Below are 13,478 nucleotides of genomic sequence, written 5' to 3'. Positions count from 1 at the left end.
CCCTCATTGCCACCCCCCCCCCCCCCCCCCCCGCCCGCCCGGGCGGGGGCGCCCCCCCCCCCCGCCCCCGCCCCCCCCCCCCGGGCGGACGACGCTACTTTCGAAACACGCCCTACACCCGGCCGGTCCGCCGCGCTCTGCCCGGCGGACCCCTTTCCTGCGCCTTGCCAGGTTTGCGGCGTGGCCGTACGGAAGCCGGCTGACCGCCTCGGCGCACGGACGATCTCCACAGGGCGTGTTTCGGGTGACCGCGGTGCGGCTGTTGACCCTCCGGGGGACGGCGGTCGTAGAGTCGTGTGCGGCCGGACTCGATCACGACTCGAACGGGCCTGCACGCCCGGGGCGGAGTGGCACGGTGGGCACGGAAACCAGCCAGGCACGGGCGCGCATGGACAGCGATCTCGCGGAGGCGCTGGTGCGCAGCCGCCGCTTCTTCACCCGGGCGGAGGTCTCCGAGGACCTGCGCACCCTGCACCGCAAGGGCGGCCGGCAGGCGGACGAGTTCTACCGGGACCGCTGGTCGCACGACAAGGTGGTGCGCTCCACGCACGGTGTGAACTGCACCGGTTCGTGCTCGTGGAAGGTGTACGTCAAGGACGGCATCATCACCTGGGAGGCACAGCAGACCGACTACCCCTCGGTCGGCCCGGACCGCCCTGAGTACGAGCCGCGCGGCTGCCCGCGCGGGGCCGCCTTCTCCTGGTACACCTACTCGCCCACCCGGGTGCGCTACCCGTACGTGCGCGGCGTGCTGCTGCAGATGTACCGGGAGGCCAAGGTCCGCCTCGGCGATCCGGTGGCGGCCTGGGCGGACATCGTCTCCGATCCGGAGCGCGCCCGCCGCTACAAGCAGGCGCGCGGCAAGGGCGGCCTGGTGCGGGCGAGCTGGGACGAGGCGGTGGAGATGGTCGCCGCCGCCCACGTGCACACCATCAAGGTGTACGGGCCGGATCGGCTGGCCGGGTTCTCGCCGATCCCGGCGATGTCGATGGTCTCGCACGCCGCAGGCGCCCGCTTCTACTCGCTGCTCGGCGGCGTGATGCTCTCCTTCTACGACTGGTACGCGGACCTGCCGGTTGCCTCGCCGCAGGTGTTCGGCGACCAGACCGACGTGCCGGAGTCGGGGGACTGGTGGGACGCCGGCTACCTGATCATGTGGGGCTCGAACCTGCCGGTGACCCGCACCCCGGACGCGCACTGGATGGCCGAGGCCCGCTACCGCGGCCAGAAGGTGGTGGCGGTCTCCCCGGACTACGCGGACAACGTGAAGTTCGCCGACGAATGGCTCGCGGCCCAGCCCGGCACCGACGGAGCCCTCGCCATGGCGATGGGGCATGTGATTCTCAAGGAGTTCTTCGTCGACCGGCCGACCCCGTACTTCAGCGGTTACGTCAAGCAGTACACGGACCTGCCGTTCCTGGTCACCCTCGACGAGGCCGAAGGGGAGCCGGGCACCTTCACACCGGGCAAGTTCCTCACTGCCGCCGACCTGGGCGGCGAGGCTGCCGCGGGCGAACATGCGGAGTTCCGCACCGTGCTGCTCGACGCTGCCACCGGGCAGCCGGTGGTGCCCAACGGCACGCTCGGCGACCGTTACGGCGAATCCGGCGCCGGAAAATGGAACCTGGATCTTGGCGACATCCAGCCGCAGCTGTCCGCCGAGAGCAGCGAGGAGGCCCCGGTCGCCGTCGAACTGCCTCGCTTCGACGACTTGGACGGCAGCGCGGGACGACTGCGGCGCGGAGTGCCGGTCCAACGGGTCGCCGGGCGGCTGGTGACCACGGTGTACGACCTGCTGCTGGCCCAGTACGGCGTGGCCCGCGACGGCCTGCCCGGCCGGTGGCCCACCGGCTACGACGACGCGAGCGAGCCATACACCCCCGCCTGGCAGGCGGAGATCACCGGCGTGGGCGCCGACAAAGCGGCCCGCATCGCGCGCGAGTTCGCGGCCAACGCGGAGGAGTCCGGCGGCCGCTCGATGATCATCATGGGGGCCGGGACGAATCACTGGTTCCACTCCGACACCATCTACCGGGCGTTCCTCACCTTGACCACGCTGACCGGCTGCCAGGGTGTCAACGGCGGCGGCTGGGCGCACTACGTCGGCCAGGAGAAGGTGCGCCCGATCACCGGCTACTCGGCGATCGCGACGGCCGCGGACTGGAACCGGCCGGCCCGGCAGATGATCCAGACCGCGTACTGGTACCTGCACGGCGACCAGTTCCGCTACGACCCGTTCTCCGCCGACACCCTGGCGGCGAAAGGCTCCGGTGCCGGCCCCTTCGCCGGAAAGACCACCGCAGATGTCATCGCGCAGTCCGCGCGGATGGGCTGGATGCCGTCGTATCCCACCTTCGACCGCAACCCGCTCGATCTTGCGGATGAGGCCGAGGCCGCCGGTCGTGCGGTGGGTGAGCACGTGGTGGAGGAGCTGAAGGCGGGGCGGCTGGGATTCGCGGGCGAGGACCCTGACGCGCCCAAGAACTTCCCACGGGTGCTGACCGTGTGGCGGGCCAACCTGCTGGGCTCCTCGGCGAAGGGCAACGAGTACTTCCTCAAGCACCTGCTGGGCACCGACGCATCGGTGCGCGCCACCGAGGCGCCGCCCGAGGCCCGGCCGATGGACGTGGTGTGGCGCGAGGAGGCGCCCGAGGGCAAGCTCGACCTGCTGCTCACCCTGGACTTCCGGATGACCAGCACGACCGTCTTCTCCGACGTGGTGCTGCCGGCGGCGACCTGGTACGAGAAGCACGACCTGTCCAGCACCGACATGCACCCCTTCGTTCACGCCTTCAACCCGGCCATCGCCCCGCCCTGGCAGACCCGCACCGACTGGGACGCCTTCCACACGATCGCCGCGGAGTTCAGCCGCCAGGCTGCCGGCCACCTCGGCGTGCGCAAGGACGTGGTGGCTGCCCCGCTGCTGCACGACACCCCCGACGAACTGGCCAACCCACGCGGGAGGGTGCGGGACTGGAGGGCGGGCGAGTGCGAAGCGGTGCCCGGCCGCACCATGCCCAAGCTCGTCACCGTCGAGCGTGACTACGGGGCGATCGCGCAGAAGATGGCCGCCCTCGGCCCGCTGTTGGACTCCCTCGGCGCCACGACCAAGGGCGTGACGTTCAAGGTCGAACGGGAGCTGGATTACCTACGGCACAAGAACGGCACCGTGCGCGGGGGAGCGGCCGACGGCCGTCCGTCGATCGCCAGGGACGTACACGCCTGCGAGGCGATCCTCGCGCTCTCCGGCACCACCAACGGTCATCTGGCCACACAGGGTTTCCACACCGTCGAAGCACGCACCGGCAAACCGCTCGCGGACCTGGCCGCCGAGCACGAGGGCAAGCAGATCACCTTCGCCGACACCCAGGCCGCACCGGTCCCGGTCATCACCTCGCCGGAGTGGTCCGGCTCGGAGACCGGCGGGCGCCGCTATTCCCCGTTCACGGTCAATGTCGAGCGCCTCAAGCCCTGGCACACCCTCACCGGTCGGCAGCACTTCTACCTCGACCACGACTGGATGACCGCGCTGGGCGAGCAACTGCCCGTCTACCGGCCCCCGTTGAACATGCACGCCCTGTTCGACGAGCCGCGGATCGGTGACACCGGCGAGCTGGGCGTGACGGTCCGGTACCTGACCCCGCACAACAAGTGGTCCATTCACTCCGAGTACCAGGACAACCTGTTCATGCTCTCCCTCTCCCGCGGTGGGCCGACCATCTGGATGAGCACCCAGGACGCGGCCAAGGTCGGAGTCAAGGACAACGACTGGATCGAGGCGGTCAACCGCAACGGCGTCGTCGCCGCCCGCGCGATCGTCTCGCACCGCATGCCCGAGGGCACCGTCTACATGCACCACGCCCAGGACCGCCTGATCGACGTGCCCCGCACCGAGACGACAGGTCGGCGCGGAGGCATCCACAACTCCCTGACCCGCCTGCTGATCAAACCGAGCCATCTCATCGGCGGCTACGCGCAGTTGTCGTACGCCTTCAACTACCTGGGTCCGACCGGCAATCAGCGCGACGAGGTCACCGTCATCCGCCGCCGCAGCGACCAGGAGGTGACGTACTGATGCGCGTCATGGCACAGATGGCGATGGTGATGAACCTCGACAAGTGCATCGGCTGCCACACCTGCTCGGTCACCTGCAAGCAGGCGTGGACCAACCGCACCGGCGTCGAGTACGTGTGGTTCAACAACGTGGAGACCCGGCCCGGCCAGGGATATCCGCGCCGCTACGAGGACCAGGACACCTGGAAGGGCGGCTGGGAACTCAACAAGAAGGGCCGGCTCGCGCTGAAGGCGGGCGGCCGGTTCAAGAAGCTCATCCAGATCTTCTCCAACCCGGTCCTGCCCACACTCGACGACTACTACCAGCCCTGGACGTACGACTACGAGACCCTGACCAACGCCCCGCTGCAGGAACACACCCCGGTCGCCCGCCCCAAGTCCCTGATCACCGGCAAGGACATGAAGATTGCCTGGTCGGCGAACTGGGACGACGACCTCGGCGGATCGGCGGCGACCGGCGAGCAGGACGTGCTGCTGAACGAGGTCTCCGAGAAGATCAAGTTCGAGTTCGAGCAGACCTTCATGTTCTATCTGCCGCGGATCTGCGAGCACTGCCTCAACCCGTCGTGCGCGGCCTCCTGCCCGTCCGGTGCGATCTACAAGCGGGAGGAGGACGGCATCGTCCTGGTCGACCAGGACCGCTGCCGCGGCTGGCGGATGTGCGTCACGGGATGCCCGTACAAGAAGGTCTACTTCAACCACCGCACCGGCAAGGCCGAGAAGTGCACCTTCTGCTTCCCGCGCGTCGAGGTCGGCCTGCCCACCGTCTGCTCCGAGACCTGCGTCGGACGGCTGCGCTACATCGGCCTGGTCCTCTACGACGCCGACCGCGTCCTGGAAGCAGCCTCCACGCCCGAGGACACCGGCCTGTACGAAGCCCAGCGGAAGGTCTTCCTCGACCCGACCGCCCCGGACGTCGTCCGCGAGGCGGAGAAGGCGGGCATCCCCCGGGACTGGATCGAGGCAGCCCAACGCTCCCCGATCCACGCCCTGATCAACACCTACAAGGTGGCGCTGCCGCTGCACCCGGAGTACCGCACCCTGCCCATGGTCTGGTACATCCCGCCACTGTCCCCGGTCGTCGACGCCGTGCGCGACACCGGCCGGGACGCTGAGGACCACCGCACCCTCTTCGCCGCCGTCGACGCCCTGCGCATCCCCATCGACTACCTCGCCCAACTGTTCACGGCGGGCGATCCGGCCCCCGTGGACGCCGTGCTGCGCCGCCTCGCGGCCATGCGTGCGTACATGCGTGACATCAACCTCGGCCGCGAGCCGAACGCCGCCATCCCCAAGGAGGTCGGGATGGGCGAGGAGCAGATGTACGACATGTACCGGCTGCTGGCGCTGGCCAAGTACGACGAGCGGTACGTCATCCCCCCGGCCCACGCCGAACAGGCGCACCAGCTCGAAGAACTCGCCACCGAGTGCAGCCTGGACTACGAGGGCGGCCCCGGTATGGGCGGCTCCGGCCCCTTCGGCGAGACCTCCGGCGGACCGGCACCCGTCGCGGTGGAGACCTTCCACGCCCTGCGGGACCGCCAGACGTCCGACACCCTCGCCGCCCCCACCGACAAGGCCACCCGCGTCAACCTCCTCAACTGGGACGGCAAGAGCTCACCACCCGGCCTTTTCCCGGACAAACCGTCCGACAGCGGTAGCGGTGCCGACGGGGAGGCCGAGCCGAAGCCATGAAGAGGAAGCCCACGCGCACAGCCCGCACGCAGCCCTGGCACCCCCACGCCTGGCAGGCCCAGTCCCTGCTGTTCGCCTACCCCGACGAGCAGTTCGCCCAGCGCCTGGCCCTGGCCGGCCAGGTCGCCGCCACCCTGCCGGAACCGGTCGCCGGCCCCCTTCTCCGCTTCACCGCACACGCCGGACAGACCGCCCCCGCCGACCTGGCCACCGCCTACGTCGCCACGTTCGACCACCGCAAACGCTGCTGCCCCTATCTGACGTACTACGCCCACGGCGACACCCGAAAACGAGGCGTCGCCCTGCTGCGCCTCAAACAGGCCTACGCCGCGGCCGGATGGCGCCTGAGCGACGACGAACTGCCCGACCACCTCGCCGTCGTCCTCGAGTTCGCCGCCACCGAACCAGACACCGGAGCGGGCCTGCTCACCGAACACCGGGCCGGCCTGGAACTCCTGCGCCTCGCCCTGCACGACGACGACTCACCCTGGGCCCACGTGCTGGACTCAGTCTCCGCCACCCTGCCCGCCCTCGCCGGCAACGACCGCGAAGCCGTCCTGCGCCTCGCTGTGGCCGGGCCGCCCGAGGAACAGGTCGGCCTCGACCCGTACGCCTCCCCGGTGTTCCTGCCCGACCCCGTCGTAGGAGGCCCCCGATGACCGCACCCGCGCAGCCCCTCACCCTGGCGGCGGAGGCCGGCACCGGCTCCATCCTGCTGTGGGTCGTCCTGCCCTACGTCGCCCTCGCGATCTTCGTCCTCGGCCACGTCTGGCGCTACCGCTACGACAAGTTCGGCTGGACCACCCGCTCCTCCCAGCTCTACGAGAACCGCCTGCTGCGCATCGGCAGCCCGCTGTTCCACTTCGGCATCCTCGTCGTGCTGCTCGGCCACATCGGCGGCCTGGCCATCCCCAGGAGCTGGACCGACGCGGCCGGCATCAGCGAGCACACGTACCACATCGGCGCGGTCGTCCTCGGCACCATCGCGGGCGTCGCCACGCTCGGCGGACTGGCCATCCTGATCTACCGCCGCCGCACCGTCGGCCCGGTCTTCTCCGCCACCACCCGCAACGACAAGGCCATGTACATCTCCCTGACGGCGACCATCGTCCTCGGCCTGTCCGCCACCGTCGTCGCCAACATCATCGGCGGCGGCTACGACTACCGCGAGACCATCTCCCCCTGGTTCCGCTCCATCTTCTACTTCCAGCCCGACCCGGACCGGATGACGGGCGCCCCGATCCTCTTCAAACTGCACGCCATCAGTGCGCTGCTCCTGCTCGCGGCCTGGCCGTTCACCCGCCTGGTGCACATGCTCACCGCGCCGCTGGGCTACCTGACCCGCCCCTACATCGTCTACCGCAGCCGCGACACCCAGCTCGGCGCCCGCCGGCAACGCCGCGGCTGGGAGCGAGTGGGCTGACCACCACTAGCCGTGTCTCGTAATCCGGAGCGCGTGTGCCTGTCTCTGTGCTGCCTCAACGGCAGCGGCAAGCGACCCTGCTCCCAGAGACGAGAATCCCTGTGAACACCACTTCTTCCGTCGTGCCCACCGCTTGGATGCGCGAACACACCACGCTCCTGACCACGATCGACCCGGCTGCGGGCTTGGACGACCTTGAACCGCTGAGGCGGATTGTCGGTGACGCCCGCGTCGTCGCGATCGGTGAGGGCGCGCACTTCGTGGAGGAGCTCTCCACCGTCCGTCAGCGCGTGATGCGGTTTCTGGCGGGTGGGCTGATGGCCTGGCTGCGTGAGCAGAACGCCACCAGCGGCAACCCGCTGCGATTCGTCGGGGTCGACGTGCCTGAGGCCGGCGGTGCGCTGCGTCCCGTCCTTGCTCAGCTGCCGTCCGCCCGCCGGATCAGATGACGGATCTTGTTCGACCTGATGGTCGGGTGGTCGAGCCCCTGTGGTGAGCGTCACGCTGCTCTTCGGGAGCCGTTGCGTACGCTGATCGCGGCCGTTCGTGAGGGGCGCCTGGGGGTGTGAGGGCGACCCCGAGTGCTCCTCCCGGCGTCTGATGCACCGTCAGAAAAGTCGGCATTCGGTCAGCATGAGTCCTGAGAAACCTGGGGAGGGCTGCCTGGGCATGCGACTCGCTGTAGGGTGTAAAAACAGCCCTTGACCTGCAAAAACGCAGGCAGGGAGCCTGACTGTGGGAGTGCACCGATGTTGCGTACTATGTTCAAGTCCAAGATCCACCGTGCCACCGTCACCCAGGCCGACCTGCACTACGTGGGATCGGTGACCATCGACGCCGAGCTGCTGGACGCCGCCGATCTGTTGCCGGGTGAGCTCGTTCACATCGTCGACATCACCAACGGGGCACGGCTCGAGACGTACGTCATCGAGGGGGAGCGCGGCTCGGGCGTCGTCGGGATCAACGGGGCCGCCGCCCACCTCGTACACCCCGGCGATCTGGTGATCATCATCAGTTACGCTCAGGTGACCGACGTCGAGGCGCGGGCTCTGAAGCCACGGGTTGTACATGTGGACCGCGACAACCGGATCGTGGCCCTCGGGGCCGACGCCTCGGAGCCGGTACCGGGCTCCGACCAGGAGCGCAGCCCGCAGGCCGTGTCGGTCTGACCGAAGCAGGCATCGCATGCATCGCACGCATCGCACCGGGAGTGCCCATGAGTGACATCGAGATCCGCGACGACCGGGCGGCGGGCCGCCTCGAGGCCCTCGATGACGGCGGCGAAGTCGTGGGCCGCATCGAGTACTTCGTGCTGGAGTCGCCCGCACCCGCCCTGGTGCCGGTGCACACCATCGTCGAGCAGGCCCACGAGGGCAAGGGCATCGCGGGCGCGCTGGCGCGTGAGCTGTACGCCGTATCCGCGCGCGAGGGTGTCCCCGTCGCCCCGCTCTGCCCGTACGTCGTGAAGTGGGCGGCCCGCCACCCCGAGGAGGCTCCGGTGGCCGACCCCGAGCTGCTGAGCGCCGCCAAGGACTGGCTGCGTGCGCACCCCGGGCGGTTCTGACCGAGGAGGAGCACCCCGGCACCTCGCCCGCGCGGCTGTACGGAGTGCCGTCCTGCCCTCGGCCGGGCCTCGCCGCGGGCGTGCGGGCCGGCCGGGTCGTAGTGGCCCGGGTGAGCCCAGCCGGGTGAGTGTCCGGGGCGGAGCCGGGTACGCGGGAAGATAGTCCAGAGCCGAGCTTCTCGACTGCCCGGAGGACACCATGCCGAACCCGCAGCCCGACCCGGTCCCGCCCGGACCCGTCCCCGGCCCACCGGACCCGTACCCGAGCCCGGTGCCGACCCCGCAGCCTCCGCCGTCACCGGAGCCTCCGTCGCCCACCCCGCCCCCGCAGCCGGGCCCGCCCCCGCAGCCGGGCCCGCCCCCGGAGCCGTCCCCGTCCCCGGTCCCGCCGGGCCCCGAGCCGGTCCCGAGCCCGGAGCCGGGGCCGCCGCTCACCTGAGGGGACCGATCGGCCCCGGGCAAGCGCGCGGGGGTGGGGGAATCTCAGGATGACCCCGTCAGGGGGGACGGTGACGGTCAGGCCTCAGGCCGCCGTCAGGCCGTCACCTCAGACCGGTCGCCGCCCCACAGGGTGTGGAACGCGCCCTCCTGGTCCACCCTCCGGTACGTGTGCGCGCCGAAGAAGTCCCGCTGCCCCTGCGTCAGCGCCGCGGGCAACCGCTCCGCGCGCAGCGCGTCGTAGTAGGCGAGCGCCGCCGCGAACCCGGGCGTGGGCACGCCCTGGAGCGTCGCGGCCACCAGCACCTCGCGCCAGGGGTCCTGCGCCGCCGCGATCTCCGAGGCGAACGTCTCGTCCGACAGCAGGCTCGGCAGGTCCGCCCGGGCGTCGTAGGCGGCGCGGATCCGGTCGAGGAAGGCCGCGCGGATGATGCAGCCGCCGCGCCAGATCGCGGAGACGGCGCCGAGGTCGATGTCCCAGCCGTACTCCTCGCTGCCCGCGGCGATCTCGTGGAAGCCCTGCGTGTACGACACGATCTTCGAGGCGTACAGGGCCTGTTCCACCCGGTCGGCGAAGGCCTGCGCCTCCGCCTCGCCCAGCGCCGACGCCTTGGGCCCCGCCAGACCGCGCGAGGCGTCGCGCAGCGCCGCGTGCCCCGACAGCGACCGGGCGAAGACGGCCTCCGCGATGCCGGACACCGGCACGCCCAGGTCGAGGGCGATCTGGACGGTCCAGCGGCCGGTGCCCTTCTGCTCGGCCTGGTCGACCACCACGTCCACGAAGGGCCTGCCGGTCGCCGCGTCCACGTGGGACAGCACCTCGGCGGTGATCTCGATCAGGTAGGAGTCGAGGCGGCCCGTGTTCCAGGTGCGGAAGACGTCCGCGATCTGCGCGGGCTCGTACCCGGCGACGTCGCGCAGCAACTGGTAGGCCTCGCCGATCAGTTGCATGTCGGCGTACTCGATGCCGTTGTGGACCATCTTCACGAAGTGACCGGCGCCGTCCGGGCCGACGTGGGTGACACAGGGCGTGCCGTCCGCCGCCTTCGCGGAGATCTTCTCCAGCATCGGGCCCAGCGACTCGTACGACTCCGGGGAGCCGCCCGGCATGATGCTCGGGCCGTGCAGCGCGCCCTCCTCGCCGCCGGAGACGCCCGTGCCGACGAAGTGGATGCCCTGCTCGCGCAGTTCGCGCTCGCGGCGGCGGGTGTCGGCGAAGTGCGCGTTGCCGCCGTCGATGATCATGTCGCCGGGTTCGAGCAGCGGGGCGAACTCCCGGATCACCGCGTCGGTCGGCTCACCGGCCTTCACCATGACGACCAGACGGCGGGGCCGCTCCAGGGCCGCCACGAACTCCTTGGCCGTCTCGGCGGCGACGAACTCGCCCTCGTGGCCGAACTCCTCGACCAGGGCGTGCGTCCGCGCCACCGTCCGGTTGTGCAACGCGACCGTGTAGCCGTTGCGTGCGAAGTTGCGGGCGAGATTGCGGCCCATGACCGCCAGTCCCGTGACACCGATCTGCGCTGTCGTGCTCATACGGTTGGCTCCTCCGGGGGTGTGCCCGTCAGTATCGTCCTGGGGACCATCTTGACGGGTTTCCCGACGGGATTCCCGGTGGGGTGCCCCGAGCTCCAGGGCGCGTCGGAGCGGCCGGTTGTCGCCTTGTCATGGCCAGTTCGTGGCCCTTATTTTTGCCCCTCCTGACGCTCGTCGAGGGGGACCTCCATGGCCGTACGCGGCCGGCACCGCCGGTATCAGCCGAACAGGATCAACCGCGCCTCACTCACCGTCACGGCGGGCGGCGCCGGCATGGCGATACCGCTCATCGGCACCGGAGTCGCCCAGGCGGCCGACGTGGACACCTGGAACAAGGTCGCCGCGTGCGAGTCGACCAACGACTGGAACATCAACACCGGCAACGGCTTCTACGGCGGGCTGCAGTTCACCCAGTCCACCTGGGAGGCGTACGGCGGCACGCGGTATGCGCCCCGTGCGGATCTGGCCACCAGGGACCAGCAGATCGCGGTGGCCGAGAAGGTCCTGGACGGGCAGGGGCCCGGCGCCTGGCCGCTGTGCTCGGTCAAGGCCGGACTGAACAGGGGCGGCGACGCCCCCGACGTCCACCCGAACGGCTCGTCGGGGAAGACGGCCCACGGCACGAAGCCGTCCACGTCCTCCAAGGCCGCCAAGGCCTCCGCCAAGGGCTCGAAGACGTCCCTCGAGGACGTGCAGCCCCAGAGCACGCCCCAGTCCCGGGCCGGCACCGCCGAGATGTACACCGTCGTCCGCGGCGACACCCTCTCCGGCATCGCCGAGACCGAGGAGGTCAAGGGCGGCTGGCAAGGGCTGTACGCGGCCAACCGGACGACCATAGGCGGCGACCCGGACCTGATCCTGCCGGGCCAGCGGCTCAGTCTGAGCGAGCGCGCGGCCGCCACGGGCAAGGCCCCGAGCCACCATGCCCCGAGCACCAAGGCCCCGGGCCGCAAAGCCCCGACCGGCAAGGAGAGCAAGCCGGCCAAGAACACCAGGACCAGGGACGACGACAAGGCGACGACCGGCCATACCCTCGTCGCGCCGGTCAGCGCCGCCACCGGGACGCAGTACCACGCGACCGGCTCCTCGTGGTCGAAGGGCTACCACACGGGCGTGGACTTCCCCGTGCCCACCGGCACGTCCGTGAAGGCGGTCAAGGCGGGGAGCGTGGTGAGCGCGGGCTGGGGCGGTTCCTTCGGCTACCAGGTGGTCATCCGGCACGCCGACGGCCGCTACACGCAGTACGCCCACCTGTCGGCGATCTCCGTGCGCGAGGGGCAGTCGGTCGGCGGCGGCCAGCGCATCGGCCGGTCGGGCTCCACCGGCAACAGCACGGGCCCGCATCTGCACTTCGAGGTGCGGACGGGGCCCGGTTTCGGGTCGGACGTCGACCCGGTCGCCTACCTGCGTGCAGGCGGCGTCAGGATTTGACGCGCACCCGATGCCGGTCGACGGCCGGCATCGGGACGAGCAGCCCTCCGTAGACCGGAGCGTAGTACCACGGTCGTTCAGCGTCGTCGGGGTCCGAGAGGTCCTCCTCGCCGGGCGAGGCCGGGGCCGGTACCCGCCGGTCCTCCCGTACGTCCTCCAGCAGCGACGCGACCGGCAGTTCCGGGATCTCGATCTCCGCGGGGATCTCGATCTGCTCGGGGATCTCGATCCCGCCGAGCGTCTCGTCCGCCGCCGTGGCCGACGCGGGGGCGGCGTCGGCCTGTGCCCGCGGGGCGGGGACACGGGCCGGAGCCGCTTCCGCCTGCACAGTTGACTGCGACTGCGACTGCGACTGCGACTGCGACTGCGACTGTGCCTCCGCCTGTGCCGTCTCCTGCTGGGCTCCCTGCAGGCGCTCCGTCGTGAGCAGGATCAGTCCGCCCGCCGCCACCACACCGCAGCTCAGGGCGAGCGCGGTGCCCGTGGTGCCGTAGCGGAAGGTCTCGCCGAACATCGTGATGCCCACCGCGGCCGCCACCACCGGGTTGATGACCGTGAGCGTGGCCAGCGGGGCCGCGAGGCCCGCGCCCCGGTAGGAGGCCTGCGAGAGCAGCATGCCGGCCGTGGCCAGGACGCCGATCACGGCCAGGGAGGGGATGTCGGCCGCCGTGACGCCGTCGCTCCAGTCGACGGCGACGGTCTTGGTGAACACCGACGACATGCCGAACGCGATGCCCGACGCGGTCGCCAGCAGCATGCTGCGCACCGCCGGGTGCCGGTGCGCGGCCCGCGCGGCCACCATCAGGGTCACCACCGCGGCGGCGGTGACCATGGCCACCGTCACCCGCTGCGGGGTGCTCAACGTCTGCGCGTCGGCCGCCCCGACCAGGGACAGCAGACCGGCGAGACCGACCGTCGCCATGATCGCCCCGCGCCAGGCCGTCGCCCCGGCCTTGCGGCCGACGAACAGCGCGGCCATGGGCAGCGCGAACACGATGGTCAGCGCGCCGAGCGGCTGGACCAGGCTGAGGGGACCGTAGGCGAGGGCCACCACGTGGAGGAGGCCGCCGAGACCGTTCATCGCGACCGCGGCCCACCAGCTCGGCCGGCGCAGCGGGGCGTACTCCTCGGCGGGCGAGGACACCGCGACCCGCTCCTGCACGATCGCCCCGCCCGCGTACGCGACAGCGGAGACGAGCGACAGGACGACGGACAACGCGAGGGCGCTCATGAGCTGCTCCTCTGCGTGAGGCGGGGGCGCAGGGCCCGGCGCGGCGAACGGTCGGCTCTCATAACCAACACGATGCCTTCTCGATC

10 protein-coding genes are annotated in these 13,478 nt (G+C 70.9%); 8 read left to right on the top strand and 2 right to left on the bottom strand.

The annotated features are described in order from the left end of the window. Positions 1–388: 388 nt before the first annotated feature. From ACIBTS_RS11460 to ACIBTS_RS11430, 7 genes are all read left to right on the top strand, one after another. Complete coding sequence (locus tag ACIBTS_RS11460) at positions 389–4,075, top strand: nitrate reductase subunit alpha (protein ID WP_399318872.1); 3,687 nt, start codon at positions 389–391, stop codon at positions 4,073–4,075. Next, positions 4,075–5,769 (top strand): nitrate reductase subunit beta, encoded by a 1,695-nt coding sequence (gene narH / locus ACIBTS_RS11455; RefSeq protein ID WP_399318527.1) that lies wholly within the window; start codon positions 4,075–4,077, stop codon positions 5,767–5,769. The genes ACIBTS_RS11460 and narH overlap by 1 nt, the downstream gene beginning before the upstream one ends. After that, a complete protein-coding gene (gene narJ, locus ACIBTS_RS11450; protein ID WP_399318525.1) occupies positions 5,766–6,428 on the top strand; it encodes a nitrate reductase molybdenum cofactor assembly chaperone in 663 nt (220 codons plus the stop codon). The genes narH and narJ overlap by 4 nt, the downstream gene beginning before the upstream one ends. Then, entirely contained in the window at positions 6,425–7,192 is a 768-nt protein-coding gene (gene narI / locus ACIBTS_RS11445) for a respiratory nitrate reductase subunit gamma (RefSeq protein ID WP_399318523.1), read from the top strand. The genes narJ and narI overlap by 4 nt, the downstream gene beginning before the upstream one ends. Positions 7,193–7,293: 101 nt before the next feature. Further along, positions 7,294–7,641, top strand: coding sequence for a hypothetical protein (locus ACIBTS_RS11440; protein WP_399318521.1), 348 nt, complete (start codon positions 7,294–7,296; stop codon positions 7,639–7,641). Positions 7,642–7,941: 300 nt separating this feature from the next. Continuing rightward, positions 7,942–8,361: an aspartate 1-decarboxylase gene (gene panD, locus ACIBTS_RS11435; protein ID WP_399318519.1), complete on the top strand. Its 420-nt coding sequence runs from the start codon at positions 7,942–7,944 to the stop codon at positions 8,359–8,361. A 47-nt stretch (positions 8,362–8,408) separates the two neighbouring features. After that, positions 8,409–8,756, top strand: coding sequence for a GNAT family N-acetyltransferase (locus tag ACIBTS_RS11430; RefSeq protein WP_399318518.1), 348 nt, complete (start codon positions 8,409–8,411; stop codon positions 8,754–8,756). 534 nt (positions 8,757–9,290) lie between these two features. Here the strand turns inward: ACIBTS_RS11430 and gndA are convergent. Beyond that, positions 9,291–10,730: an NADP-dependent phosphogluconate dehydrogenase gene (gndA, locus tag ACIBTS_RS11425; RefSeq protein WP_399318516.1), complete on the bottom strand. Its 1,440-nt coding sequence runs from the start codon at positions 10,728–10,730 to the stop codon at positions 9,291–9,293. Between the two features lie 189 nt (positions 10,731–10,919). On the opposite strand from gndA, the gene ACIBTS_RS11420 reads away from it, so the two are divergent. Continuing rightward, positions 10,920–12,161 (top strand): transglycosylase family protein, encoded by a 1,242-nt coding sequence (locus ACIBTS_RS11420; protein WP_399318514.1) that lies wholly within the window; start codon positions 10,920–10,922, stop codon positions 12,159–12,161. Here ACIBTS_RS11420 and ACIBTS_RS11415 read toward each other — a convergent pair. Further along, positions 12,151–13,392, bottom strand: a complete 1,242-nt coding sequence (locus ACIBTS_RS11415) for a DMT family transporter (protein ID WP_399318512.1) — start codon at positions 13,390–13,392, stop codon at positions 12,151–12,153. The genes ACIBTS_RS11420 and ACIBTS_RS11415 overlap by 11 nt on opposite strands. Positions 13,393–13,478: the final 86 nt, after the last annotated feature.

The organism is Streptomyces sp. NPDC050121, assembly GCF_044460385.1.
In the GTDB taxonomy this organism is placed as follows: domain Bacteria; phylum Actinomycetota; class Actinomycetes; order Streptomycetales; family Streptomycetaceae; genus Streptomyces; species Streptomyces soliscabiei.
The sequence above is the reverse complement of the archived record's forward strand: the minus strand, read 5'-3'. Positions and strand labels throughout refer to the sequence as shown.

Excerpts from the sequence above, each read along its gene's own strand:
- ACIBTS_RS11415 (WP_399318512.1), bottom strand. The coding sequence starts at position 13,392 with ATGAGCGCCCTCGCGTTGTCCGTCGTCCTGTCGCTCGTCTCCGCTGTC.
- gndA (WP_399318516.1), bottom strand. The coding sequence starts at position 10,730 with ATGAGCACGACAGCGCAGATCGGTGTCACGGGACTGGCGGTCATGGGC.
- ACIBTS_RS11420 (WP_399318514.1), top strand. The coding sequence starts at position 10,920 with ATGGCCGTACGCGGCCGGCACCGCCGGTATCAGCCGAACAGGATCAAC.
- narI (WP_399318523.1), top strand. The coding sequence starts at position 6,425 with ATGACCGCACCCGCGCAGCCCCTCACCCTGGCGGCGGAGGCCGGCACC.
- ACIBTS_RS11430 (WP_399318518.1), top strand. The coding sequence starts at position 8,409 with ATGAGTGACATCGAGATCCGCGACGACCGGGCGGCGGGCCGCCTCGAG.
- narH (WP_399318527.1), top strand. The coding sequence starts at position 4,075 with ATGCGCGTCATGGCACAGATGGCGATGGTGATGAACCTCGACAAGTGC.
- narJ (WP_399318525.1), top strand. The coding sequence starts at position 5,766 with ATGAAGAGGAAGCCCACGCGCACAGCCCGCACGCAGCCCTGGCACCCC.
- ACIBTS_RS11460 (WP_399318872.1), top strand. The coding sequence starts at position 389 with ATGGACAGCGATCTCGCGGAGGCGCTGGTGCGCAGCCGCCGCTTCTTC.
- panD (WP_399318519.1), top strand. The coding sequence starts at position 7,942 with ATGTTGCGTACTATGTTCAAGTCCAAGATCCACCGTGCCACCGTCACC.